Below are 25,355 nucleotides of genomic sequence, written 5' to 3' on the forward strand. Positions count from 1 at the left end.
ACCCGTCCGCCGCTCGTCAGCAAAGTAAGCAAGCTTACTCTCTGTTACCGCTCGACTTGCATGTGTTAGGCCTGCCGCCAGCGTTCAATCTGAGCCATGATCAAACTCTTCAATTAAAGTTTTTTTCGAACCCGAAAGTTCTGCTCAATGAATTCTTACTGTATGTACATGCGCTAATTTCAAATTAATGAAACTAGCTTTTGTCTTTAGTATGAACATTCAACACCCTAAGGTGATGCATTGAGATTTAAATTTTTTGATTGCCTACATTCCGAAGAACAAGAAGACAATTTCGAATAACTCAATACCTGTGAATGTCCACACAGATTACTTGATAAATTGTTAAAGAGCGTTGACCGTTTCAGTAGGTCAGGGCTGCGTATTTTACGCATTCCCTTTATGGCGTCAAGTGTTTTTTCAAACTTCTTTTTGCCGTTATCTTCACTACCTCAGTAGCTTGATAACACTCACCGGCTTTTGCTTTCGCTGTCTGCCGTGTCAGTGGATGCGCATTATAGGCAGCTTAAGATTTAGTGCAAGCGCTTTTAATTAATAATAGTTTTGAACGTTGAACTTTTGTTCAGATCGTTTCTTTTTTGAGTTTTTTGCTTAAAGAAGCACCTTTAGCTAGATCACAAAATGGTTATTTCTGATATTTAAGTTAATTTTGAGCTCAATTTTTCAACAGCAGTCTGGTGTATCTGGCAAAATTTAATTACTATGTAACGGTTTTTAACAGTTATTTATCATTTTTATATTCATTAGAGATTATTTTATGCAGAAATCATTCGTGATTGTTTTGATTGCGGCGCTTCTTGGCGCTTTTGTTTTTTCTCAGTTTGGCGGTGCATCTTCTTCTGTAGCGTTTATTGCTGGTGTAGTAGTGGCAACGTTGATTTTTACCTTTATGCCAACAAGTTCAGCAAACTCTGCTGATGAACCTTATGTTGGTCCAACGATGACACTGTATGTAGGTAACTTACCTTACCGTGTGCACGAAGGTGAAGTGAAAGCTTTATTTGGTGAATATGGTCCGGTTAACTCGGTGCGTTTGGTTCGTGACCGCAAGACGGGTCGTCGTAAAGGATTTGGTTTTGTTGAAATGTCTGAAGCTGGGGCTCAAAAGGCAATGGCCAAACTGAATGACTACAGCTTCCAAGAACGTACTTTAAAAGTAAGAGAAGCTAAATCACAAGAATCTGACTCTGATAATAGCCAGAATTCGTAATAAGTGAGCTAGCGATATCGTTAGTCGGTTATGGTTACCAGCGAAAAATCACTAAAGCCATAATCGACTAATGCTTCTTTAAGCCCTTCACTAATTTCTGCTGTGTAACATGTTTGTAATTGCTTACTGCCGTCATGTTCTTTCGAAAGCAAAAACCTGACCCGCTTCGCTATTGCCTCACCCGAATCTAATAATGTCACTCCTGGCCCTATGCAATCACTAATTTCAGTAGCGATCATCGGAAAGTGTGTACAACCTAATACCAATACATCTATATCAGATTCAATAATTGGTTGCAGGATAGCTTTCAACTTATTTTTGTCGATAGTTTGACGTGCTACATGTTGTTCGGCTAATAACACAAGTTCAGATGTTCCAAACAACTCGACTCGGCAATTTTCAGCAAATTGATTGATGAGCTCTTGAGTATAATCTCGTTTCACTGTTCCTGGTGTAGCCAGCAATCCTATGTGTTTCTTTTGCGATAACATTGCTGCAGGTTTGATTGCAGGAACAACGCCAACAATTGGAATCGTAAGTGACTGGCGCAATTGAGGCAGTACGAGTGTACTTGCAGTATTACATGCAACGATCACTATACTGGCATTGAGGCGTTTAGCTTGCTGGGTTATTAATGCAACACAACCACTGATCAGCTCTTGTTCTGACAAGTTGCCATATGGCAAACGGGCATTATCAAACAGATAGCAATAGTCATGCTGAGGTAGCTGTTTTCTAATTTCACTCATGACCGACAATCCGCCGATGCCAGAATCAAATACTAATATAGGTCCAGACAATATGGGCTCCAAAGATGAATCTGCTCAATATTTATGGTTATGTCATTTTATCATTAGGCGCGTAATACTAGACATCAGTGTCATTTAGTATAATATTTGCGCCCTTTTTTACAGCCTTAGGTGGACGATATGAATTTAGCTGCAATGGATCCTAAAAACTACGATGCACAATTACAACAAAAGCGCATCAAGCTTGAACAGGCCTTTGCCGATTTCAATCCTCCAGCGCTAGAAATCTTTGCTTCTGAACCAATGCATTATCGTATGCGTGCCGAATTTAGAATGTGGCATGAAGGCGATGACTTATATTACTACATGTTTGATAAAGCACTGAATGCAAAAGTGCGTTGTGACCAATATTTACCAGCAGGGTTACTGATTAATCAAATGATGGCGGCAATTATAGAAGAATTAAAGCCTAATCCAGCATTACGTCACAAGCTATTTCAGATAGATTTTTTGTCAACGCTTAGTGGTGAGATCTTAGTGTCACTGCTCTATCATCGTCAGCTTGATGATGAATGGCGCGAGCAAGCAACTCAATTAAAAGCTAAGTTAGCGACACAGTTTAATATCAATATTATTGGCCGAGCTCGCAAGCAAAAAATCGACTTAGACAAAGACTTTGTGGTCGAGTCGTTAACGGTTAATCAACAAACATTACAGTACAAGCAAATTGAAAACAGCTTTACTCAGCCGAATGCAAAAGTATCAGTAAAAATGCTCGAATGGGCGATTGATGCGACTAAACAAAGCCAAGGTGACTTACTGGAACTGTATTGTGGCAATGGCAACTTCACGATTGCATTGGCACAAAACTTTAACCGAGTATTAGCTACGGAATTAGCTAAGCCATCTGTTGATGCTGCTCAATATAATATTGCTATCAATAAAGTAGATAACGTTCAGATTATTCGTATGTCGGCAGAAGACTTTAGCGACGCGATGGCGAAGAAACGTCAATATCGACGCTTAGAAGGAATTGATTTAGACAGTTATAATTGCAATACCATCTTTGTTGATCCGCCACGCGCAGGTATTGACCCGGAAACGTTAAAGTTAGTACAGGGCTATGAGCGAATTTTATATATATCGTGTAATCCTGAAACCTTAAAAGACAACTTGCTTACGCTAAGCGAAACCCATGAAATTAGCCGCTTTGCATTATTTGACCAATTCCCATATACCGACCATATGGAGTCAGGTGTATTGCTTGTGCGTAAATAACTCAGCGCGATTTACTAGATACAACAAGGGCGCATTCATTGCGCCCTCGTTGTATCTACAATACTGAAAACTCTTAGGTACGATTGTCCATTTTTTGCTGTAACGCTTCTGCACCCGTTGCCACCATCCGCAGCTGTAATACAAGCTGATCAGCTAATGCCTTTCGCTCACTGCGTTTTAAATCTAACGCCGATGCTCCAGCATTGAACACTAAAATCACTAATGCTTCTGCCTGTGCTCGGGCAAGGTCTGGCGTGCGGTTGGCTTGCGCCTCTGTATAATGCGCGAGCTCTGAAATAAAATGTTCAATCTCACGCTCAACTGCAGCTCTAAACGCGGCAGATGTTCCTGAGCGTTCATGCAATAAAATACGAAATACGTTTGGATTAGATTCTAATACTTCAATAAAGGTATCGACTGAAATACGGATGACGCTGCCACCGGCTTCTGCGCGTTGACGACCTTTGCGCATCATTTGGCGCAAGGTTAAACCACCTTCATCAACCATGGTTAAGCCAAGTTCGTTCATGTCTTTAAAATGACGATAGAAAGAAGTGGGAGCAATACCTGCTTCGCGTGCAACTTCACGCAAACTTAAACTCGAAAAACTGCGTTCTGCGCTTAATTGATTAAAAGCTGCATCCACTAATGCACGACGCGTTTTTTCCTTTTGTTGTGCTCTAACACCCATTTACTAATCCATTCAGTCAACATTTAGCAACAGATAATACCGTTTTTAAAACAGAAACACAGCCCTGTTAAACTTGACCCGTCCCTATCGACTAAGTTAAATTAGCGTACAAATGTACGCTCAACTTGCTATAACCTATTATTGGAATCTTATTAAATGAAAAAACCTCCAATCATTTGGCTTAATACCCTGCTATTTGCCATTACCTTAATTGGCGCTGTGGTATTAATCCCTTGGCGTGGCTTCACCCATGGCTTTGACGGCATTGAATGGATTGCATTTGTTGTTTTTGCTTACGCTAGTGGTTTATCGATTACCGCCGGCTACCATAGATTATGGTCCCATAAAGCATATAAGGCCCACCCTGCGGTTCGTTTTTTATACGCGTTAGGTGGCGCATTAGCACTGCAAAACAGTGCTTTACATTGGTGTAGTGACCATCGTATACACCACAAACATGTTGATAATAATGATAAAGATCCGTACTCGGCTAAAATGGGCTTTTGGTATAGCCACATAGGTTGGATGCTACGTGAATACCAAGCCAGTCGTTACAGCGATTACAATAACGTACGCGACTTACAAAACGACCGTATCGTTATGTGGCAGCATAAACACTACTTAGCTTTAGTCATTTTGATGAACATTGGCTTGCCAGCATTTTTAGGTTGGTTAAACGGTGACATACTGTCTATGGTGTTAATGGCAGGTTTATTACGCTTAGTGGTAGTACATCACTGCACCTTCTTTATTAACTCCTTAGCCCACATTTGGGGTAAACAGCCGTACACAGATAAAAACACTGCGCGTGATAATGCCTTTTTAGCGTTATTAACATATGGCGAGGGCTATCACAATTTTCACCATATTTTTGAAAACGATTATCGTAATGGCATTAAGTGGTGGGATTACGATCCAACCAAATGGTTAATCAAAGCGATGAGCTGGGTTGGCTTAGCGACTAACCTTCGAAAAGTGCCGCAAGAGCGTATTGAAAGTGCACGTTTGCAGATGCAACTTTTGCAAGCGCAAAATCAGGTAGCACATTTACCTAACTGCGATGAAATTGTTGAAAAGTTTCAAGCTGAATACGATTTAATGAAGCAACATTTACTTGAATACTATCAAGCGAAAAAGAGCTTAATTGAAGCCAAACGTAAACAATTAGCCGATCATAATCTTAAACAACAAGTGCAACACTTACGCAGCCAGTTTTTAGAAAGGCAGCGTCAATGGAAAAGCTTAACCGCAGCTTACGCCCAGTAAGTGAAGTAACACTAAAAAGGCCATCTTGATTAACCCAAGATGGCCTTTTTTTATCTACCGGTTAATGTCGAATTGCCGTGTCACCTGCTGTTGCAATGCCATGCGGCTAGTTGTCTCTCCCACTACGGGCGCGGTGATATTCACTTTCACGCGAGACCAAAAACGAGTAGGTTTGGTCGTCAGTGCGTGGCCACCTTTGTGACTAAAGTACGAGCCCCATAACCCCTTGAGTGCAAGTGGTATTACGGGTACTGGGTCACGCTGTAATATCTTTTCAATTCCTGGTCTAAACTCACCTATTTCACCGTCTGGCGTTAACCGGCCTTCTGGAAATATGCACACCAGCTCGTCATTGGCTAATGCCTGGTGGATCTGTTCAAATGCATTTTGATAAGTGGCTTCACACTTTTTAGGTGAGCAGATAGGAATCACCCCTGCATGCCTAAATAAGTACCTTAAAAGTGGAATTTCGCTGATGGACTTATCCATTACAAACCGAATAGGCCGCGTTGAAGCTCCCATAATGATTAATGCATCAACATAACTCACATGGTTACTGACAATGATCCCTGCTCCTTGCGCCGGAATGTGCTCTCTGCCATTCACATTAACGCGATACATCACGTGGCTGAGCAAATAGCTGATAAACCGCTGGGTGAACTCAGGCACCTGTGAGTAAACATACAACAATACCACTAAATTCATTATGCCAATTAACATAAATAACTCAGGAATTGTCCAATTTAATACCCCGAGTAATACGATTGAGAGTATTGCAGAGCCCACCATAAACAACGCATTAATAATGTTGTTAGCCGCAATGGCTTGAGCGCACTCTTGTTTTTCTGCGCGGGTTTGAATAAACGCATACAAGGGCACAATAAATACCCCACCACTTAACCCAACCAAAAACAGATCAATCATGACTCGATAATGCTGAGCATTGCTAATAAAAGACTCAAAGCTATACACAAAACCAGGCTCAACCACCTGTAGCGGGATTGCGCCTATCATGTCGAAGCTAAATACACTGAGTCCCAATACCCCAAACGGCAACAGACCTAGTTCAACATGGCCAAACGAAAAACGTTCACACACAAAAGAGCCAACGGCAATGCCGACAGAAAACAACGCCAACAACAAAGACACGACGGTAGCATCAGCGTGCAAATGCAACTTGGCAAAATTAGGAAACTGAGTCAGATATGTGGCACCTAAAAACCAAAACCAACTGATGGCTAAAATTGCCATCCAAATTGACTTTGTTTCACGTGCTTTATTAATACAGCTTAAGGTACCAGAAAATAGAGAAAACTTATTCGGATTAAGTTCACCTTGTGCAGGCAAAGAAGGAATTGCTCGGCTGGAAAGATAGCCCGCCACAGCAAGCACCAACACAATAATCGCTGCCCAGGTTAAACCGTTTTCATTCGCTACCACTAAGCCGGCACTTAATGTACCAATAAGAATCGACAAAAAGGTGCCCATTTCAACTAAGGCATTACCTTTGACTAATTCGGCCTCGCTCAGCGCTTGCGGTAATAATGAATATTTAACCGGACCAAAATAAGCAGATTGGCTACCAGTTAAAAACAACAGAAACAACATCACCATATAACTCTGGCTAATTATCGCGACTGCCGCTGTGGACATGATTATTAGCTCTAAAAGCTTTAACCGCCGGATCAATTTTGCTTTGTTCATGTTATCAGCCACGATACCCGCATGAGCTGAAAACAAGAAAAATGGCAAAATGAACACGCCAGCGGCTAAATTGACAAACAAGTTAACGTCGATAGGTAATGCATTAAGCTGACTGTAGGTCACCAGTAACAACAAGACATTTTTGTAAAAGTTATCATTTAGCGCCCCTAAACACAGGGTCACAAAATAAGGTAAAAAGCGTTTAGTTAATATCATGCAAACTCCCTGTTTTGCTTATACCAGCAATATATCCTTGTACATGACTGCACAACATAGTGTGTAAGTCATTGTGGGTTGCAAATAGCTTTTCATCTAAGGCTAAAGTCGTTAACCCATGAATACCGCCCCAAAGCACTCGGCTCATCAATTCTGCTTGTGGTTCATTAATGCCTGTAAAGTAACTGCGTAATTGCGACTCCACTAAAGCAAATAATGATTTAACAATCGTGGTGTGGTTTTGCGGTAAAGGCTGATCGTCTGGCATCGTTAATTCAAACACCAACCGAAAACAGCTTTTATGTTGTAGAGCAAAATCACTATAAGCCATCGCCATATTTTGAATATTCGTTATCGGCGCTTGCAGTGTTAACCCTTGCAGCACCGTAGATAGATTCACCAAAGTCTGTTCTGATACAGCCAATAATAAATACTGATAACTGCCAAAAATATTTATTAAGGTACTCGGCACATAGCCAATTTGACTAGCCACTTTTCGCAAACTCAAAGAATGAAGATTGTCATGTTGCAAATGCATTACAACAGCTTCAATTGCCATATGTTTAATTTGCTCATGAGTGTGCTCTTTACGTCTTGCCACTGTAGTCACCTAACATCATTTGTCTTGATGAGTGATAAGCTAACAGCAAACAAAATAAAAAACAATGTTCATAATATTTTATTTTATCGAACATAAAGTAATAACTAGATTGTATAAATGACTAAAACACAAGATATTCTGCCTAATAGTGATTATAATTGCTGCTCAATACGCCGTCTAAAGATCACCCCATTATGTCTGAGCAAACAGTTAAACTTACCGAATATAGTCATGGCGCCGGTTGCGGCTGTAAAATTTCTCCTAAAGTCCTAAGCACTATTCTGGCCTCACAACTCCCCGTTTTTACTGACCCGAACTTACTTGTCGGTAATCAAACCCGTGATGATGCCGCCGTGTATAAGCTCAATGAACAAACTGGCATTATTAGTACTACTGACTTTTTCATGCCTATTGTTGATGACCCTTTCACTTTTGGTCGTATTGCAGCAACTAATGCGATTAGTGATATCTACGCCATGGGTGGCACACCCATTATGGCTATTGCAATTTTAGGTTGGCCAGTCAATGTTCTCCCTCCAGAGGTTGCCCAACAAGTGGTTGATGGTGGGCGCCAAGCTTGTGCAGATGCAGGCATAATGCTTGCCGGTGGCCACAGTATTGATGCACCTGAACCGATTTTTGGTTTAGCCGTAACGGGGCAAATCCCATTAGAATTACTCAAGCAAAATAACACGGCAAAAGCTGGCGATCGCTTATACCTCACCAAACCAATTGGTATTGGTATTTTGACCACGGCGCAAAAACAAAAGAAATTACGAGACGAGGACAGTCACATTGCCCCACAAGCCATGTGTCAGCTCAATACTATTGGTATTGAAATCGCAAAAATTACCGGTGTGAATGCGTTAACGGATGTCACAGGGTTTGGTTTGGCAGGCCATTTAATTGAAGTGTGCCAAGGAGCAAAACTTAAAGCTAACCTTGCATTACATAACGTACCTTTACTGCCAAAGGTTGCTGATTACTTAGCGCAAGGCTGCGTGCCGGGCGGCACCCATCGTAACTTTGACAGTTACGGTGAACATTTACCGCAACTCACCGATGACCAAAAAGCCATTTTGTGCGATCCGCAAACCAGCGGTGGGTTATTAGTGGCTGTAAACGTAGAAAGCGAAGCTGAACTACAAGCATTGTTAACGGCAAATAATATACAAGCGATGTGTATTGGTTCAATGGTCGAGTTCACGCCGGTTGGTACTGGCGATGATGCTCTCATCGAGCTAATTTAATGAGTGACATCATCCCCAGCTCTGAATATGGCCGGTTATTACTTGAAAACAGAGCATTAATTGATGTGCGAGCACCAGTGGAGTTTACTAAAGGTGCTTTTTCGCATTCGGTTAATTTGCCATTAATGCAAGATAATGAGCGCACTAAAGTCGGCACTTGCTATAAACAACATGGCCAGGATGCTGCCATCGCATTAGGCCACCAATTGGTCGCCGGTAAAGTGAAGCAAGCGCGAATAGAAGCATGGCAAGCTCAATTGTCACAACACCCTGAAAGTTATTTATATTGTTTTAGAGGTGGATTACGTTCAAAGCTATCCCAGCAATGGATAAAAGAGGCAGGCCTTAATGTGCCTTTTATCCAAGGCGGCTATAAGGCAATGCGCAGTTTTTTAATCGGTGCTATCGACAATGCACCAAAACAAACCAGTATGCTGATATTAAGTGGTATTACTGGTAGTGGTAAAACAGAGTTGATACATCAGCGCGATGAGTCGGTTGATTTAGAAGGTATCGCAAACCATAAAGGCTCAAGTTTTGGCAAAAACATTGAGCCACAGCCGACACAAATCAATTTTGAAAATAACCTTGCGGTTTCATTACTCAAGCATCAACAGCAGCAACATCGCCATTTACTACTTGAAGATGAAAGCTATCTGATTGGTCGGTCGGCATTACCGCACGCTTTTTATCAAGCGATGCAACAAGCAGATATTGTATTACTCGATGAACCCAGAGATATTCGCTTACCTCGGTTACTCAAAGACTATATCACCGATAAGTTGGCTGATTATGTTGTTAAATTTGGTGAGCAAGACGGGTTTGAAGCATTTAGCCACTATCTCACTCAAAGCTTAACGGGTATTCGTAAACGCTTGGGCGGAAAGCAACATCAGCAGCTTCAACAGCTTGTTGATGAGGCTCTATTACAGCAACAAAGTCAAAATGATGCCAGAAAACATCTAGACTGGATAAGTTTGCTATTAGACGTTTACTATGACCCTATGTATGAGTTTCAATTAGAAAAGAAGCGCGATCGGGTTATATTTCAAGGTGACAGGCAAGCCATTCATCAATGGTTAGACGCTCGTAAAACAGCCTAAAAAAATAACGCCCTCTTTTGAGGGCGTTATTTTGTAGGTTTAATAAATATCTACAGAAATTTGTTCAATAACATAATTATCATAAAAATCTGACCGAGTTTTCAAATCAGCGCGTTGTATTTCGACTGCTTTTGTACGGAATTGATTATATTGGCTCGACGAATGACTAAAGTAGCCATAAATCATTACCGTTAAATTCGCTTGGGTAATTTGCTCAAACGGTGTTTGTAAATTTGTTGGTAAATCCAAATCTGGAAACGTCCCTTTTAAGGGGGCTTCAATTGTCCAGTGCGCAATGCCGTTTTGACCAAAATTAACCTGAAGTAAGGTTTTACCTGTCCCTATCCCCGTAAAATCATAATTACTGGCACCGTCTTCACTAAAGCTAGTTAAAATTGCGTCTGTACTTTGCAGCATTTTTTGCTGGTTTTGCTGTAATTGCACAATTTGAGTATCGCCTGGATCGGTTACGCGATGACGCCGACTGGTGTAATAATATACCTCGCCGTAAGCATCGCCTCCTAAGTAATCAAAATGAGATGAAGTAATGAAGTTATTAGCAAATAGTCCAGGGAAAACATGCGGCGACATCATCCATGAAATCCAGTTTGCTCGGCCATAATCTGTTTCTGAAAATGTTCTAAAATCTGGGTATTCAATATTGCTGTTGGCACTACTTAATACAGCATCGAGTAAAACACTTTCATTAGCGGCGTTTTCAAATATAGAGGGGTCAACATATATAGTGCGATTGGCAGCATAATTGTTAACACGATTTGTGCCGCATAGGATGTTAGCCCATCATCATGGCTGGGAGTGAGGACTAAATTAACTGGAGGGTATTGACCATCTTGTTTACAAACGTTGGCACGTCTCGTCTTGTTGTCGCCATTAAGGTAAACGGTATAGCCATTGTAAGCGAAGTAAATATCATCGAACGAAAAATTAAAGTCAGTGCAAGAACACGCCGAGTCAAGGTTACTATTACGTCCACCCACAATGCCGATATCACCCGCAACAACATTAAGCAGACTGGTCACGAACAACTCATCGTTGATGGTCTGAGCATATGAAAAATGATAAGCCTCACTCGGCCAAGCAATATCAAATTTCCCCGTTGAAGGTACTTTTGATTGGCTTAAAATAGTGCCATCTTTACGATGTACAATAATGTCAGTTCCCACCGCGGGCTGTGTGACATCACACGCTGCAGCGTAATAAACAGCATCGCCAGTTAGGCGGCCATCAGCTGTTCCGCCACCGCGGTCAGGTGAACTATCATCACTACCACCTCCACAACCTGTCAATCCAATCGCTCCGAGGATTAATAGCATCGAAGTTGAAGCGGTATACATTCCTTTGTGTCTCATGTGTTTTGCTCTCAATAAAACATCCTATTAACAATTGAGATACAATATTCACACGTCAATATAAAAGCAATATGCTACATAAAATATATTTACTAACCGACACGCTTAGGTTGTAAGTAAGATATCCCACGGTAAATTGGGGCTACCCACAACGATAAAATTAGGGTTTTCCAAGCTTTCCCGCTCGTTATACGTTAATGGTTGTAAGTTTATATCAATGAGCGCACCGCCTGCTTCTTCAATAATAATCTGTGCAGCGCCGGTATCCCACTCACCCGTTGGGCCTAAACGCACATAACAATCAGCACGGCCTTCAGCGACTAAGCAACTCTTTAATGCTGCACCACCCATCACCACTAATTCGCAATGATTCGGTTTATTCATTAACTTTAAAACGGATTGAGGATCTTGGCGACGACTTACCGCTAAACGTATATTGTCAGTGTCACCGTTTGCGATCTGTTTACTGGTGATGCGCAGTTCATTTTTGCCATCACGTTTATATGCTCCAAGCCCAGCAATAGCGTAATAACACATTTGAGTCATCGGTACATACACTATGCCCATTATCGGACGGTTGTGTTCAACCAGCGCAATAATGACAGAAAAATCACCACTGCCTGCAATAAACTCACCGGTACCGTCAAGCGGGTCAACAAGCCAGTAACGCTTCCAACTTTCGCGATCGCTTAAAGGAATGTCAGCGGCTTCTTCGCTTAAAATAGGAATGTCGGGTGTTAACGCGGCAAGCTGACTGCAAATAATATCGTTGGCGGCTAAATCTGCTGACGTGACAGGGGTATTGTCAGATTTTACTTCTCGTTTAAAGCTCCCCTCGAGGTAAATTTCACGGATTTTTTTGCCGGCTTCTGTTGCTATATCAATAACTTGCTCAATTACATCTTCTGGCTTCATTACTACTCCAATCGCTGGATTCGCTAAGGATGACCTTATAAGGGGAACCGTTAGCCCCTTTGTGTCGCGGTTGTTTGCCTAAATTTGTGCGTACATCAATAAAATATAGTCAATGATGCCACTGTTCGCGTTTATTTTGTCTACTCAGCAGACGCTAGATATTGTTGAGTCAAAAACAATGCGCTTACGCTGCGAGACTCTGAAAAATCGGCATTATCGAGCAAGGCTTGCCAATCAGTTAATGGCCACGGAATGACATCAATTGGCTCAGGTTCATCACCTTCTAAATGACTTGGATAAAGTTGCTCTGCCACAAAGATTTGCATTTTGCTTGAGAAATAACCGGGGGCAAGTGACAACTCTTTTAACAGTGTCAACTTATGGCAGCCAAAACCAATCTCTTCTTGCAGTTCACGGTTGGCCGCTTCGGCTGCAGTTTCGCCAGGATCAATTAATCCTTTAGGAAAACCTAGCTCGTATTTATCTGTGCCAGCGGCATATTCACTGGCGAGTAACAATTTACCCTCGTGAATAGGCACAATCATAACTGCACCTCTGCTACCGCCTTTCATTCTTTCATATTGGCGTTCTACACCATTTGAAAACTTCAGATGAACCTGCTCAATTTGAAACAATCGGCTTTTGGCAACGATCTCAGTGTGCAGGATTTCCGGCTTTTCATGCCGCTGTGTCATTGCAGCCCCATGTGACGAATTAATAAAGACAAGATACAATCTTACTATTCTAGGTATATTCTACAACCGGAATTTACATGTTTCCTTGGCATAAGATAGACACAGTGCTGCTTGATATGGATGGCACCCTATTAGATTTGCACTTTGATAACCACTTTTGGCTACAATTGGTGCCACAACAATTAAGCCTGTTACGGCAAATTAGTTTAGATGATGCTAATGATTTAGTGACTCAGGCGTATCATAATGTGGTTGGCACATTAGACTGGTATTGCTTAGATTATTGGCAACAGCATTTAGGCTTAGATATTTTAGCTTTGCATCATACTGCTGCAGATAAAATAAAAATCCGTCAAGACAGTATGCCATTTTTACAGGCGCTAGCGAGTGCAAGTAAACGGCGTATTTTATTCACTAACGCGCACCCTCATAGCTTGGCATTAAAGCTCACTCATACTAATTTAGCCGAAGGTTTGGACGAGTTATTGTCGAGCCACGAAAGTGGCTACCCCAAAGAGCATCCCAACTTTTGGCAATATGCATTCGATAAATTTAAGCTCGACCCAGCAAGGTGTTTGTTTGTTGACGACAGCGAGGTGATTTTAGCTGCATCAAAAAGAGCCGGCGTAGGTTATCAGCTAGGCATTAGTAACCCTGACAGCCAAAAACCACACACGGTATTTAATCAATTTCCGGCAGTGAGTGACTTATTACATTCACTCTAAATTGCTTAAACAAAAAAGCGCATTGATATTGCTATCAATGCGCTTTTTTATGATTTCCCACTACAGTCCAGGCACGACACCTTGGTAATTAATGGGATAATAGCCCTGGCTATCTTGGCGTCCCAAAAATTGTAATGACTTACGTAAATCTTGTGGTTGCGCATCGGTAGGTTTTATTTTGGCACTGACTTTTACTAAGTTACCTTCACCTAAAATTGCAGTACCTGTTAACCCTAATGCATTTAGCGTTTCATCTGTGGAGAGTTGTAATTGGCCGTCAATGCAACTTAACCCCAATGCAATATTACCTAACGGATATATGCCAAACTGATTTTTAACATCAGTACTATTTAAAAATAATTTGCCCTTGAGCTGCTCGCACCAAGGTTTACCTTGCTCTAACACTTCAACCATCAAACTCACGTCACCGTTTATTTGCGTTTTAAAAGGCAATTTAGCACCTGCTAATAAAAAGCTGTCGGGTACATCAAGACGGATATTTTTACCACTTACACCTGCAGGCGACCAGGTTACGTTACCTTTACCACTCACCGGCGTTGCGCGATTGCCAATGCTAAAGTCAATGTTAGCCTGGCCCATAAACAAACCCCAAGGGCTTAATTGCCAGGCAACATGTTCAACTTGACGCTTATCAACACTCACTAATGCTGCTTTGCCTTGCCATAAGGTGCCTTCAGCACCACTGATCAATACATTGTTAGGCAACGGTGCAATGCTAACTAACCAGTTAGCTGGCACATAGGCAATCATAAAAATGATATAAACCACAACACCAAACAGTATTTTAAAAAATAAACTCACGAAAAATCCTTACTGTGAAAGCTGAATACGTCTGACTTTTACAAAGCCAGTTACATCAGATTCGGCTAAATCCACGCTGTCTAGCGTTAAGCCTTTTTGCTCAACCAGTTCGTGCAAGTAACCCAATAATACATCAAATGGAATATCATCCATCCATATTTGAATTTTGTCACCTTGAGGTTGCATACGGGTAATTTCTAACTGGTATTGGCCTGCTGTTTGGTTGACGATAGAACTTAAACTGCCACGCGCACTGGCTTTTGCACCTGCCTGTTTTAAACCAGCTAACTTGTTCGCAGTTTGTTTGACATAATTTAACGTTTGTTGGGCAGCCTTGTGACTGCGTTCAGCGTCAATTTGTGCATTCGAAATGGGTGTCCATATCCCCCAATAGACAAAGCCGACAACCAAAATAGCAGCACAAAATCCAACAAGTTGTTGCTCTCGAGTCGCTAAACCTTGCCACCAAATACGTAAGTTTTCCATATTATTTGGTCCTCAAGGTTAAAGTGCTGGTGACGTTTTCATCAGTGCTATTCATTGCCCCACCTTCTAACTGAAAGTCTTTGGCAACAATTTCTTTAAACTGATCCACCTGGGCATAGTTTTGTGCGGTAATTTGCATACGCAATTCTTCACGGTTACCTTCAAAACGTAAACTGTTAGGTTTTAAGTCTGGAACTTTATTGAATGCAGGCTTGAGTCCGTCGAGCATTTCAAAAAATGCTGCGCCACCACCTTGGCCTTGCATACGGCGCAATTCACTGTCCATTTGCGAGCGTAAATTGACAATACGGTTTACGCTAGGTACGGCTTGCTTAAAAATCACTTCGCTTTGTGCCCGTAACAAGTCGGTGTCATTGTTGAGCTGGTGAATCGTCAACCCTTTATTGATGAGAGCCAACACTATTGCTACCACCACAATAATGGCGGCATTTTTCCACACAATGAGATGCTTACTGTATTCACGCTTGGGCTTATAAATACCGCTTAATAAGTTAATTGGCGCATTTAAAATCCCTTTAGCCAAGACCATCATCGGCAAATCGAGTGGTTTATTATCAACCTGCACGCCATCAATTGCGATATCGTCGCTGTAACTGGCGACATTAATTGTTTGATTATCGTTTAATGCCGTTGCGTTATTAACCAGTTGCGGTAAAGCAAATGTCGACCAGGCTTTAGGTAGGCTAATGCCACTGCCTTCAGAGGTTCTAATCAGGTATTCGTTACCTAAGCTCATTGCAGCCCAGCGACATTGCTCTAATGGTAATGCTAAACAGTCAGGAACAATGCGTTTTACTTTTAAGCCCGCTTCTTGCAACCAGGCAAGCCAGGCTTGCATTTGCTCATGAGCAACGGCAGCAACATTGAGCAGCTCACCTTCGCGCGGGCCTACAACAAAGTGCATATTATCGACATCGGTTGCGAGGGTTTCTTCAAGCATATAAGGTAACGCCTTTAATGCTTGGCGCTGACCTTTTTCAGGTAGAGCAATTTGGGTCAATGTCATGCTGGCAGCGGGTACCAATACATCAACAGGACGATTACCAGCACGCTCAGCAAGCGTGCTGAGGCTTGCCGCATCAGCCAACTCACCCGAGGCGATAATCTCTTGCTCTTGTTCAGACCATACTAGCCATGAACATGGGTGTTCTGATGTTTTTCCTAACCGGATAAATAGCCGTTCAGACACTGTTATTCTCCACCACTCTCAATACGCCTTTTACACGCAATGAACTTGTTATTATTGTTGGCCACCGTACTGACGGGTGAGCACTTCTAAGTTGTTACCTTTGCGCTTAAGTACGCTATCCATTCGAAATATTGCGTTGTCTACCTTGGCGCCAGCGTGTAATAAAAAATATTCGCTGTCGACCACAAAACTGGACTTAAGATCATCTTCTGCTTCAACACTGCTGAGCGACGAGCTTTCCCAAAATTCTTCAATCGTACCGTAACCATCTGCGGGACGTTCGTTAATGATGCTTTCTGCTTCACTTATCGATACCTGGCTTTCTAGCATGCCAACAAGCAATGCGGCTTGCTCTACTTTAACTGTGTTGACATTCAATATCTGTCGGCTGTCGCCCGGTATTGCACATACATAATCTAAAATATTTAAATATACATTTTGATTAAAGCCCAATACTGCTCTTAATTCACTGCGATGTTGCATCAAGGTATTTGCCGCACGATAAGGCACATTACGTGATTCATATTCGGCATCTTCGGCGCCGTATGTACTTGAGACAGAATCGGTATCAATATAGTCTTTTAATGTTTGTGTTAATTGTTCTGCACCAAACTCATCAACGCCTAAGCTTATCAACATAGCCTGAAACTGCCTTGCAGCTAATGTCATTTTAGGCTGGTTATTTTCAGTGTCTGTTGAAGGCTCACCCACCGCATTAACATTAAAGCAAGCGCGCATGTCGTTTATTTCACCAACAATTTCACCGTATTCGGCTGGAAACACCACATTGGCCAGTGCCCAATATTGTTGTAAATGTACAGTACCTTCGGCATCTTCAAAATCTTGTTTTAGCACTTTGATTGCAAGCTCTTCTGCCGACATGGCATACCAATATGCTTGATCATATTGCGCCATATTCAGTGTGCGCCGCATTGAAAGTTGGTTACGACTGGTAATGTTTGTCGCAATAACAACAACCATAGCCACAATCAGCATAACCACAATGAGGGCAACTCCACGCTGCTTTTGTCCACCCATTAGGTTGACTCCTCATCGTCTGAATCATCTGAATCATCTGAATCATCTGAATCATCTTTTGTATTATCGTCAGATTCTTCAGCAGGCGCACCTTTGGGCAATAAAAAGCGTCGCTGAATTTTACCTAAACCTTCAATCTCAATTTCCATGGCAATGCCTTTAGGCATGACGGTGCCATCAACTTTGGTTTGCCAGCTGTCATCAATATAAAACGAATACTCAACCGATAACACATGGTCAATCACTAAACTTTTTAATGGTTCCGCACCAACAACAGGTTCAGGGTATGGGTAATACCAACGCTCTAAGCGCCCCGCTTGTACCACATAGGCAACCGACTGCACACTGCCTCTTGGTAATATGCCGTCAGGGTTTAACCAGCCAAGTCGGTAAAACATTAACGCTTGGGTATCAGAGTCGAGAATATTATCGCCCGCTTGAAAAAACTGGCTGCCACGGTCGCCTTCAAATGATCTTGCTGTGCGCGCCACCATTTGGCCTAAATCTCTTTCTAATGCACCAAAGCCTTGTTGTAATGCTTTAAGCCGAACAGAAAACTCTTTGGTGACTTCATCGTTTTTCATTACTGTCGACAATACCGAGTTAGCCGCGAGGCCCAACATGGCAAAAATCGCGATCGCGATGAGCATTTCAAGTAAGGTAAACCCTTTGTAATTAGTCGTTGCTGTGCACATAACTGCTTACCTGAGCCACAATACGTTGATAGCGGTTATCGTCACTGACACTCACTTTGATCATTCTAAATTTTTCATCGGTAGTTTTAACTACTTCTTGACGCCAAAACCATTCACGCCCAGCAAGTTCGACCTCGCCTTCTTTTTTGCCAATGTCGGGAAATGCATCAGTTAATCGCACTTCAACCATTTGGTTACTGGCAACCCATTGCGCCAAAGTGCGCTCTTCTAAAATGGGCATATTGGCCATTTGTTCACTTAAACTTTTGGTCACTGAAACAGCCGCAATTGAAAACACGGCTAAGGCAACAATCACCTCAAGTAAGGTCATGCCCCGACTTTTTGTTATTGCTCCCTTCAGGCGACGTGAAATAGACTTACTCATCGACACGCCCTAATGTTAGCCGTCCTAATGCGTCGCCAACGACCAATACATTGATCCGCTTAAGCTCGTCAGTAACGGTGGTAAAATTAAGTTCAAACGGCGTCATTTCGCCACTAGGAAAAAGCAAAATTTGCGGCTCTGGATGCTTTTTTTTATCTTCTTCACTCTCTTCGTCAATAAATGGCTCGTCAAACCAAGATTCGTCTTGCTCATCTTCTTGCGTTAATGGCATGCCATCTATTACTACATCAAGTACGATCCCGGGATCCATTTCTCGAGTCGCAAGCAAACGGTCTTGCTCGACAGCCATCCATTTACCTTCTCGGTAAAACACAAATTGATATTGGTCTTCGTCAATCACAATGCCGATAAACTGACCACTGAGCACACTTTCATCCAGCACCATTTCGGTCGCCGATATAAATCGTTGCGCCTGCTTGTTAAGTGCTTGCTCTGGCCCTGCTGCGCTCATAGAAATGGTGACAGCCGATGCCACCAATCCCATTAACAATGCGACCAGTAATACCTCAAGTAAGGTAAATCCAGCATGACGACGAAAATGCATATTATTGGAAGTCTTGTAAGTTCCAGCTGCCAATATCGTCTTCAGAGCCTGCTTGTCCGTCTGGACCGGCACTGAAAATGTCTATTTTGCCGTGTTCGCCAGGGCTTAATAGGTAATAATCATTGCGCCATGGGTCTTGCGGTAAACGTTTAACATAGCCGCCATCACGGAAATTACGCGGCTCTGGCGATGAGTTCGGTTTATTGACTAATGCGTCAAGCCCTTGCTCTGTGGTTGGGTAAATACTGTTATCTAGCTTATACATGTCTAGGGCATTTTCGAGCGCAACAATATCTGAAACCGCCTTTTGTTGGTCGGCTTTGTCTTTGTTGCCCATCAAGTTAGGCACAACCATTGACGCTAAAATACCAAGAATAACAATCACCACCATCACTTCAAGTAAGGTGAAACCGCGTTGTTTGTTGTGTTGTTGCATTAAAGACTTCCTTCTAAAAATGATTCAAATCTTAAATTTATTGGTTTTGCTGGGTTGCTTAACCACTGATTAAATTATTTAACTCTAAAATTGGCTGTAAGATTGCCATGACAATAAATAATACAACCGAAGCCATACTGACCACCAGCATAGGTTCAAACACCCCAAGTGCAATATTAACGTTAGACTCAAACTCGCGATCTTGGTTATCTGCAGCGCGTTCTAGCATGCTTTCTAACTGACCACTTTTTTCACCTGAGGCTATCATGTACAACATCATTGCAGGGAATAGCTTAGTATTAGTCAACGCCGCACCCAAACTGGTTCCCTCACGCACCCGCGCAGTAGCATCATCAACTGCGGCACGCACTTTGACGTTTTGTAATACTTCACTGGCAATACGCATACCATCAAGTAGAGGCACTGAACTTGCCGACAAAATACTTAAGGTACGGGCAAAACGGGCAGTATTAAGACCTTTACTCACTTTGCCGATAACGGGCATATTGAGTAACGTTGTGTCGTATTTCATTCGCATAATTGGATTACTCAGCATGCGCTGAAACAAAATCAAGCCGCCAAAGATAATCAATACAACCAATACGCCCCAGTGCTGAACAAAGTCAGATGCTAAGATTAAAAACTGGGTGGTACCGGGAAGTTCTTGGCCCATATGCTCAAACTGGCCCACAACTTTAGGCACTACAGCGGCCAGCAATACGGCGATAACACCGATAGCAACGACGGTAAGCACGATGGGGTAAATCATGGCTTGGGTAAGTTTAGATTTAAGCTGTTGGCGACGTTCGGTATAGTCTGCAAGACGATTGAGCACCACCTCTAAATGACCCGATTTTTCACCTGATGCGACCATGGCACGGTATAAATCATCAAACACATGAGGAAATTCAGCCATTGAGTCGGCTAGGCTATAACCCTCTACAACCCTTGAGCGTACAGCCATAATCATGTTGCCCAAACGGGCTTTTTCTGACTGTTGGCCAACCGCTTTTAATGCTTCTTCAATTGGTAACCCTGCCGCAACCAACGTGGCAATTTGACGGGTAATTAACGCCAGTTCTGCAACCGAAATCCGTTTTTTAAACACATTGCTAAGGCTAAAACCTCCGCGTTGTGTACGGGCTTCTTTTTCACTAACTGGATGCAATTCAAGCGGCATTAAGCGTTGCTCACGCAGCTGACTACGAGCATGACGTGCAGTGTCTGCTTCTACCACACCTTTTACTTGCTTGCCTTTATTATCAAGGGCTTTGTATTCAAACGCTGCCATTGATTATTCCTCGCGCGTCACGCGTAGTACTTCTTCAAGGGTAGTGACGCCCGCCAATACTTTGCTCATGCCGTCATGTCGAATGCTCGGCACGGTTTTACGTACGTATTTTTCGATGGCTAGTTCGCCACGCCCACCATGAATAAGCTCGCGCACATTGTCATCAACAATCAATAATTCATGGATACCCGTTCGGCCACGATAGCCATTATGGCCACAGGCTTTACATCCTTTTGCACGGTAAATAACGCGCGTGTCGTTAGCGGTAATACCGAGTAACTCACGTTCGCGCTCGTCTGGCTCACGAGCCTCTTTACAATGAGGGCAAAGAGTACGAATAAGACGTTGGGCTAACACCCCAAGTAAGCTCGATGACACCAAGAAAGGTTCAACACCCATGTCTTGTAAACGGGTAATCGCACCCGATGCCGTGTTGGTATGCAAGGTTGAAATAACCAAGTGACCCGTTAATGAGGCTTGCACTGCAATTTGCGCAGTTTCAAGGTCACGAATTTCACCAATCATCACCACATCAGGGTCTTGACGTAAAATAGCCCGTAAACCGCGGGCAAAAGTCATGTCGACTTTGGTGTTTACCTGGGTTTGACCAATACCTTCTAACTCGTACTCGATTGGATCTTCTACAGTTAAGATATTGGTATCTTTAGAGTTAATTTCGGTTAAGCCAGCATACAAGGTGGTACTTTTACCGGAGCCTGTTGGGCCGGTCACCAAAATAATGCCGTGAGGTTTGCGAATTAACTCGTCAAACTGCTCGCGAATATTGTGGGTCATACCGAGTTGTTGTAAGTCTAAGTTGCCAGTGTTTTTATCTAATAAGCGCATCACTACGCGCTCACCATGACTCGATGGCATCGTCGACACACGCACATCAACGGCACGGCCGGCAATACGTAACGAAATACGCCCATCTTGTGGCAAGCGTTTTTCAGCAATATCTAAGCGCGCCATAACCTTAATACGTGACACCAATAATGATGACAACTTACGGTTTGGTTTAAGCACTTCTTTTAACACGCCGTCAATCCGAAAACGTACAACAAGTTGTTTTTCGTAGGTTTCAACGTGAATATCAGACGCTTCTTCTTTAATAGCTTCTGACAACAACGCATTGATCAATTTAATGATCGGTGCATCGTCATCACCTTCAAGCAAGTCTTCGGTTTGCGGTAGCTCTTCAGCTAGGGTAAACAAGTCCATTTCATTGCCAATGTCTTCCATTAGCTGTTGCGCTTCTGAAGAGTTAGCTTGATAGGCTTGGGTTAATTTAGCTTCAAATTTAGCAACATCTAACTTAATCACCGCTAACTCAACGCCCGCATAGCGACGCACTTCAAGCATCGCGTTGAGCGGGGTCTTGTCAGTATAAAACAGACACAGTTGTTCATTTTCTTTGGCTAAAACCAATTGAAAACGGTGTGAAAACGCAAACGGCAGACGCTCTTTGCTGTTCGAGTGAAAAACCTCATCGCCTTCGACCACTTCCATGGCGACATCACTAGATACTTGGGCTAATGGCTCTGTCACTACGCTATCACTCATTCTCTTCAGCCTTTTCCTTTTGCAGACTTTCATCAATAATGCGTAACGCGGGATCAGAATCTCGCAGTTCAGTACCTAACCCTTGACGATTGTTATAACGTTCTAGCATTTCATTGACTTCATCAGGCAAGTAAGCTTCTTGATCCCACTCTTCAAGCACTGGAATTTCAGTGTTAGGCATTAAGTTAACACCACGCTCGTGTTGTTCAAGTTGTAACGCTCTAAAGTAGTTATATTTGCGACCGGCAATACCTTCCATTGTGACCCCGTCACGGATGATGGTCGGTTTAATGAAAATCATTAGGTTTCTTTTAGTCGTAGAGCTAGAAGACGATTTAAATAACCAACCTAAATATGGAATATCACCCAAAATAGGCACTTTTTGTACACTCTCTTGCACTTCTTCGCTAATCAAACCACCTAAGACCACAACCTGACCAGAGTCGGCCATCACGGTCGTAGTTAAACGACGTGTCGAGAAACTGATATCGACACCCGTATTACCATTCACACCTGAAACTTCTTGTTCGATAGTCATCTTAACCGATGAGCCTTCGTTAATTTGTGGAACTACTTTTAACTTAACACCGACTTCTTTACGTTCAACGGTTTGGAATGGGTTGTCATTACTTGAGCTCGACGTTGAGCCCGTAAGAATAGGCACTTCATCACCGACAATAAATGAGGCTTCTTGATTATCTAATGTGGTAATTGACGGCGTAGCTAAAATATTAGATTTGGTGTCGCTTGAAACTGCTTGAATCAATGCAGCAAAATCACCCGTCGTCACGCCCCATGCCATACCACTTACACTGCTTAACGCCTCAGAAAGTAAGGTGTAGTCACCATCAGATGTTGGGTTTGTCGTTGTGGTAGAGCCACCATCAGAGCTAGTGACGGTAACGGTGGTGCCTTCTTCTTCTTGAGCGGCTATCACCCCCGCGCCAACGTCTGTAATGGTGGTACCAATGTTACTGAATTGCGTTAAGCCACCACTCGCACTACCCATTTGCACACCAAAACCAATGTCATCACCTTCAGAAATCTCAACAATAATCGCCTCAATCAATACTTGTGCGCGGCGAATATCTAACTGATTAATGACACTTTCAATGGTGCGTAACTGATCGGGCTCGGCGCTGATCACTAACGAGTTGGTGTCTGGGTGAGCCATAATATTAATGTCACTACGACGCTGGCTACTCGCCCCCTGAGTTGATGAGCTACCGTCTTTACCTTCTTTTAGATTTTGTGCAAAACCGGTAAGAACTTCAACCAAGTCTTCTGCTTTGGCATAATGCAAGTAACGTACTTTTGTATTACCCGTATTCGCTTGCTCGGCATCAAGGCGCTGAATAAGCTCAACAACTCTTTCACGGCTTTTTTCATCACCGCTCACAATAACCGCATTCATACGTTCATCGGCAACCACTTTTGGAGTTTGACCCGGTAATTGCGCTTGGTTTGCACTTGAGCGATAGAGTGCTTCAACAATACGAACAATCTCACCCGAGGAGGCAAAGTTTAGCGATACCACTTCTACAGCGGTATCACCTTGCTTGTCTACGCGGCGTACAATTTCAACCAGCTTGTTTACTACAGCTGCACGGCCAGAAATCATTAACACGTTAGCTTGGTCATAGTTGACCACGTTACCGCCACCCGCATTGTCGTTTAACTGGCGTAATAACGGAGCAAGCTGCTTCGCTTCTGAGTTATACAATGGCACCACGCGGGTGACCATTTCATCACCTAAACCTGGCATTTTGTCATCGGCCACACGAATAGCTGATGTTTTCGCGTCTTTGTCTTTAATGACTTTAATGACGTGGTTTTCCATCTCCACGACAGCATAACCATACACTTGTAAGACGTTTAAAAAGAATTGGTAATATTGATCATCATTTAACAAGTCATAACTGCGTACGTTAATTTTGCCGCGTACAGTAGGGTCAACGATGATGGTTTTATTGAGGTTTTTACCGACAATATTAATAAACTCTTGAATGTCCGTGCCTTTGAAATTAGCCGCATATTGCTCCGACCAAGCCATTGGCGCCGCCATCATCGCAGCGCCGACTAACATTCCAGCAATAATCTTATGTCGGATCCCTTTGTTATTCATTTTACTCAATCCTCTAACGCCAAATTATTCTGGCAAACTAAACATGATTTCGACCAACTGCCCTTCACGCTCTACCATGACAGCCATTTCGGTGAGCTCAGGCAATTGCGCCATCACTTCTAAAGCCTGACCCATATCGGTCAAGTCATACCCATTGATTGATTTTGCTAAATCGCTTGGTTGAAAGCCCGCTTGCTTAAACAGCGCAGCATCCTTACCTGGGTTTAAACGATAACCAGATAGCTCCTCGCCATTGCGAACAGGTGAAATAGCTAAATAATCAGTAATTTTACTTGGATCAGCCAATAACTCATCGCGAGAATTAGACAGCTCTTCAGAGAAACGTTCATTTTCACGACGATCTACTCGAGTCACCCTTTTATCGACCTTGGCTTGTTGTAACTGCTCATTGGCTTGGCTTTCTGCACTGTATTTGAGTCCATCAAGCATCAAGGTTTCATAGCGGCCACCATTGGTGATAATAATCCTGTCGGCATACACTTCTTTTAACGATGCTGACGTACCTTTGATTTTGTCGCCTAAGCTATAGGTTTCTTGCTGACCACTAGACTCAATCACCGCCAAGCCTTGCTCTTCTGTTGTAGAAGCAACAACACCAGTCAATTGAATTGAAAGGTTGGTTTTGGGTGCATCGGTAATCTGCTCAACGACTTCAGCCTTAGGCTTGTTGGCATTGCCATCAACACGACCAAAAAGCAATAGATTACGCACACCAGAAAGCTCGATACGCTTTGCAGTGCTAGCAGAAATAGGGGAAGGTTGCCAAATCGCGGATGGCGAAGACACAGGCATTAACTTCCATGTAATTTGTGCGGCAAGTAGCAACACAATGACCAATCCCAGCCAAAATACCACGCCACTTATCGGTTTATGCGGCACAGATGCAGCTTTGTTGATCAGTTTATCTAATAAATCCATATGTTTTTG

General features: G+C 42.7%; 26 protein-coding genes and 1 rRNA gene. 6 read left to right on the forward strand and 21 right to left on the reverse strand.

Annotated features, from left to right (window positions below):
* A 16S ribosomal RNA gene (locus IEY48_RS08525) occupies positions 1 to 116 on the reverse strand; the annotation flags it as partial.
* A 659-nt stretch (positions 117 to 775) separates the two neighbouring features.
* On the opposite strand from IEY48_RS08525, the gene IEY48_RS08530 reads away from it, so the two are divergent.
* Positions 776 to 1,228: an RNA recognition motif domain-containing protein gene (locus tag IEY48_RS08530; RefSeq protein ID WP_188919269.1), complete on the forward strand. Its 453-nt coding sequence runs from the start codon at positions 776 to 778 to the stop codon at positions 1,226 to 1,228.
* Between the two features lie 20 nt (positions 1,229 to 1,248).
* On the opposite strand, the gene murI is transcribed toward IEY48_RS08530, so the two are convergent.
* A complete protein-coding gene (murI, locus tag IEY48_RS08535; RefSeq protein WP_188919271.1) occupies positions 1,249 to 2,028 on the reverse strand; it encodes a glutamate racemase in 780 nt (259 codons plus the stop codon).
* Positions 2,029 to 2,157: 129 nt separating this feature from the next.
* Between murI and trmA the strand changes: the two genes are divergently transcribed.
* Positions 2,158 to 3,255 (forward strand): tRNA (uridine(54)-C5)-methyltransferase TrmA, encoded by a 1,098-nt coding sequence (trmA, locus tag IEY48_RS08540; RefSeq protein ID WP_188919273.1) that lies wholly within the window; start codon positions 2,158 to 2,160, stop codon positions 3,253 to 3,255.
* A 73-nt stretch (positions 3,256 to 3,328) separates the two neighbouring features.
* Here the strand turns inward: trmA and fabR are convergent, their stop codons facing one another.
* Complete coding sequence (gene fabR / locus IEY48_RS08545) at positions 3,329 to 3,946, reverse strand: HTH-type transcriptional repressor FabR (RefSeq protein ID WP_188919275.1); 618 nt, start codon at positions 3,944 to 3,946, stop codon at positions 3,329 to 3,331.
* 156 nt (positions 3,947 to 4,102) lie between these two features.
* Here fabR and IEY48_RS08550 point away from each other — a divergent pair, with 156 nt between their 5' ends.
* Entirely contained in the window at positions 4,103 to 5,212 is a 1,110-nt protein-coding gene (locus tag IEY48_RS08550) for an acyl-CoA desaturase (protein WP_188919277.1), read from the forward strand.
* Between the two features lie 54 nt (positions 5,213 to 5,266).
* Here the strand turns inward: IEY48_RS08550 and IEY48_RS08555 are convergent, their stop codons facing one another.
* Together IEY48_RS08555 and IEY48_RS08560 are read right to left on the reverse strand one after the other, a co-directional pair.
* A complete protein-coding gene (locus tag IEY48_RS08555) occupies positions 5,267 to 7,132 on the reverse strand; it encodes an MFS transporter (RefSeq protein WP_188919279.1) in 1,866 nt (621 codons plus the stop codon).
* Positions 7,119 to 7,733 carry a TetR/AcrR family transcriptional regulator gene (locus IEY48_RS08560; protein ID WP_188919281.1) on the reverse strand — a complete coding sequence of 205 codons (615 nt, stop codon included), beginning with the start codon at positions 7,731 to 7,733 and terminating at the stop codon, positions 7,119 to 7,121. Before IEY48_RS08560 ends, IEY48_RS08555 begins: the two co-directional genes overlap by 14 nt.
* 194 nt (positions 7,734 to 7,927) lie before the next feature.
* On the opposite strand from IEY48_RS08560, the gene selD reads away from it, so the two are divergent.
* Complete coding sequence (gene selD, locus IEY48_RS08565; RefSeq protein WP_188919283.1) at positions 7,928 to 8,983, forward strand: selenide, water dikinase SelD; 1,056 nt, start codon at positions 7,928 to 7,930, stop codon at positions 8,981 to 8,983.
* Complete coding sequence (gene mnmH, locus IEY48_RS08570) at positions 8,983 to 10,086, forward strand: tRNA 2-selenouridine(34) synthase MnmH (RefSeq protein WP_188919285.1); 1,104 nt, start codon at positions 8,983 to 8,985, stop codon at positions 10,084 to 10,086. Before selD ends, mnmH begins: the two co-directional genes overlap by 1 nt.
* Positions 10,087 to 10,125: 39 nt before the next feature.
* Here the strand turns inward: mnmH and IEY48_RS08575 are convergent, their stop codons facing one another.
* The 4 genes from IEY48_RS08575 to nudE form a co-directional block, all read right to left on the reverse strand.
* Positions 10,126 to 10,680, reverse strand: coding sequence for a hypothetical protein (locus tag IEY48_RS08575; protein ID WP_188919287.1), 555 nt, complete (start codon positions 10,678 to 10,680; stop codon positions 10,126 to 10,128).
* A gap of 83 nt (positions 10,681 to 10,763) precedes the next feature.
* Entirely contained in the window at positions 10,764 to 11,456 is a 693-nt protein-coding gene (locus tag IEY48_RS08580) for a hypothetical protein (RefSeq protein ID WP_188919289.1), read from the reverse strand.
* Between the two features lie 105 nt (positions 11,457 to 11,561).
* Positions 11,562 to 12,371 carry a 3'(2'),5'-bisphosphate nucleotidase CysQ gene (gene cysQ / locus IEY48_RS08585; protein ID WP_188919291.1) on the reverse strand — a complete coding sequence of 270 codons (810 nt, stop codon included), beginning with the start codon at positions 12,369 to 12,371 and terminating at the stop codon, positions 11,562 to 11,564.
* Between the two features lie 140 nt (positions 12,372 to 12,511).
* A complete protein-coding gene (gene nudE / locus IEY48_RS08590; protein WP_188919293.1) occupies positions 12,512 to 13,066 on the reverse strand; it encodes an ADP compounds hydrolase NudE in 555 nt (184 codons plus the stop codon).
* 77 nt (positions 13,067 to 13,143) lie between these two features.
* Between nudE and yrfG the strand changes: the two genes are divergently transcribed.
* Positions 13,144 to 13,791, forward strand: coding sequence for a GMP/IMP nucleotidase (yrfG, locus tag IEY48_RS08595; protein WP_188919295.1), 648 nt, complete (start codon positions 13,144 to 13,146; stop codon positions 13,789 to 13,791).
* 60 nt (positions 13,792 to 13,851) lie between these two features.
* Here yrfG and IEY48_RS08600 read toward each other — a convergent pair whose 3' ends face one another.
* From IEY48_RS08600 to gspC, 12 genes are read right to left on the reverse strand one after another with little or no spacing between them, the layout of a single operon-like run.
* Positions 13,852 to 14,613, reverse strand: a complete 762-nt coding sequence (locus tag IEY48_RS08600; protein WP_188919297.1) for a type II secretion system protein N — start codon at positions 14,611 to 14,613, stop codon at positions 13,852 to 13,854.
* Between the two features lie 9 nt (positions 14,614 to 14,622).
* A complete protein-coding gene (locus IEY48_RS08605) occupies positions 14,623 to 15,099 on the reverse strand; it encodes a type II secretion system protein M (protein ID WP_188919299.1) in 477 nt (158 codons plus the stop codon).
* 1 nt (position 15,100) lies between these two features.
* Entirely contained in the window at positions 15,101 to 16,309 is a 1,209-nt protein-coding gene (gspL, locus tag IEY48_RS08610) for a type II secretion system protein GspL (protein ID WP_188919301.1), read from the reverse strand.
* 51 nt (positions 16,310 to 16,360) lie between these two features.
* Positions 16,361 to 17,347 carry a type II secretion system minor pseudopilin GspK gene (gene gspK, locus IEY48_RS08615; protein ID WP_188919303.1) on the reverse strand — a complete coding sequence of 329 codons (987 nt, stop codon included), beginning with the start codon at positions 17,345 to 17,347 and terminating at the stop codon, positions 16,361 to 16,363.
* Positions 17,347 to 18,042, reverse strand: a complete 696-nt coding sequence (gene gspJ, locus IEY48_RS08620) for a type II secretion system minor pseudopilin GspJ (RefSeq protein WP_188919305.1) — start codon at positions 18,040 to 18,042, stop codon at positions 17,347 to 17,349. The genes gspK and gspJ overlap by 1 nt, the downstream gene beginning before the upstream one ends.
* A complete protein-coding gene (gene gspI, locus IEY48_RS08625) occupies positions 18,023 to 18,427 on the reverse strand; it encodes a type II secretion system minor pseudopilin GspI (RefSeq protein WP_283106221.1) in 405 nt (134 codons plus the stop codon). The genes gspJ and gspI overlap by 20 nt, the downstream gene beginning before the upstream one ends.
* Positions 18,420 to 18,992: a type II secretion system minor pseudopilin GspH gene (gspH, locus tag IEY48_RS08630; protein WP_188919307.1), complete on the reverse strand. Its 573-nt coding sequence runs from the start codon at positions 18,990 to 18,992 to the stop codon at positions 18,420 to 18,422. The genes gspI and gspH overlap by 8 nt, the downstream gene beginning before the upstream one ends.
* A 1-nt stretch (position 18,993) precedes the next feature.
* Entirely contained in the window at positions 18,994 to 19,428 is a 435-nt protein-coding gene (gspG, locus tag IEY48_RS08635; protein WP_188919309.1) for a type II secretion system major pseudopilin GspG, read from the reverse strand.
* A 58-nt stretch (positions 19,429 to 19,486) separates the two neighbouring features.
* Positions 19,487 to 20,719: a type II secretion system inner membrane protein GspF gene (gene gspF / locus IEY48_RS08640; RefSeq protein WP_188919312.1), complete on the reverse strand. Its 1,233-nt coding sequence runs from the start codon at positions 20,717 to 20,719 to the stop codon at positions 19,487 to 19,489.
* 3 nt (positions 20,720 to 20,722) lie between these two features.
* Positions 20,723 to 22,282: a type II secretion system ATPase GspE gene (gene gspE / locus IEY48_RS08645; RefSeq protein ID WP_283106220.1), complete on the reverse strand. Its 1,560-nt coding sequence runs from the start codon at positions 22,280 to 22,282 to the stop codon at positions 20,723 to 20,725.
* Positions 22,275 to 24,407 carry a type II secretion system secretin GspD gene (gspD, locus tag IEY48_RS08650; RefSeq protein ID WP_188919314.1) on the reverse strand — a complete coding sequence of 711 codons (2,133 nt, stop codon included), beginning with the start codon at positions 24,405 to 24,407 and terminating at the stop codon, positions 22,275 to 22,277. The genes gspE and gspD overlap by 8 nt, the downstream gene beginning before the upstream one ends.
* A 24-nt stretch (positions 24,408 to 24,431) precedes the next feature.
* A complete protein-coding gene (gene gspC, locus IEY48_RS08655) occupies positions 24,432 to 25,346 on the reverse strand; it encodes a type II secretion system protein GspC (RefSeq protein ID WP_188919316.1) in 915 nt (304 codons plus the stop codon).
* Positions 25,347 to 25,355: the final 9 nt, after the last annotated feature.

The organism is Shewanella saliphila (genome assembly GCF_014648295.1).
In the GTDB taxonomy this organism is placed as follows: domain Bacteria; phylum Pseudomonadota; class Gammaproteobacteria; order Enterobacterales; family Shewanellaceae; genus Shewanella; species Shewanella saliphila.